1 protein-coding gene is annotated in these 1,115 nt (G+C 67.2%); it reads left to right on the plus strand.

Translation table 11 applies throughout. The features are described from left to right. Positions 1 to 121: 121 nt before the first annotated feature. Positions 122 to 1,115, plus strand: a 994-nt coding sequence (locus Ani05nite_RS40695) for an IS481 family transposase (RefSeq protein ID WP_203777567.1), incomplete at its 3' end; no start/stop codon positions are given.

Genomic DNA, 1,115 nt, shown 5'->3' on the forward strand with positions numbered 1-1,115 from the left:
GTGCTGTCCAGGGACGTTGGTCAGGCAAGTGTGACGACACGCGGTAGCGAGTCTTGATGGTGAAGGCCTCCGGGCGTGCAGTGGAGCTGTCTAGGAACCGCTTCACGCACCGGAGGCCTTCATGTCACACGCTAATGCCGCGCTGACTCCGAAAGCACGTCTGAAACTCGCTCTGCTGGTCGTGGACCACGGGTGGAGCGTGTCGGCCGCGGCTCGTCGGTTCGAGGTGTCGTACCGGACCGCGAAACGCTGGTCCGAGCGATACGCCGCGATGGGTGAACCGGGCATGCAGGACCGCTCGAGCCGGCCGCAGCACTGCCCGAACCGCACGCCGCGACCTGTCGTGCGGTCGATCGTGCAACTGCGGTGGCGACACCGGCTCGGACCGGTCGAGATCGGCGCCCGGCTGGCCGTGCCGGCCTCGACCGTGCATGCCGTGCTGACCCGCTGCCGGCTCAACCGCCTGTCACACCTGGACCGGCACACCGGCGAACCGATCCGCCGCTACGAACACGCCCAGCCCGGCGCGCTGATCCACGTCGACGTCAAGAAGCTCGCCAACATCCCCGACGGCGGCGGATGGCGCTACGTCGGCCGCCAGCAAGGCGACAAAAACCGGATCATCACCAACCGCCGCACCGGCGCCGCTAAAAACAAGTACCGCCAGCCACTGATGGGCACCGCCTACGTCCACACCGTCATCGATGACCACTCCCGGGTGGCCTACGCCGAGATCCACAACGACGAAACCGCCGCGACCGCGACCGCGGTGCTGCACCGCGCCGTGTCCTGGCTGGCCGCCCGCGGCGTCACCGTCGAACGCGTGTTGTCCGACAACGGCTCGGCCTACCGCTCACACCTCTGGCGCGACACCTGCCGGGACCTCGGCATCACGGCCAAGAAGACCCGCCCTTACCGACCGCAGACCAACGGCAAGATCGAACGTTTCCACCGCACCATGGCCACCTGGGCCTTCGACCAGCACTACCCCTCAGAACAACACCGCCGCAAAGCCCTGCCAGCATGGCTACACCACTACAACCATCACCGGCCCCACACCGCCATCGGCAGGCAAACACCCATCAGCCGCCTGACCAACCTGCCTGGACAGCACA

Source organism: Actinoplanes nipponensis (assembly GCF_016862275.1).
Lineage (GTDB): Bacteria > Actinomycetota > Actinomycetes > Mycobacteriales > Micromonosporaceae > Actinoplanes > Actinoplanes nipponensis.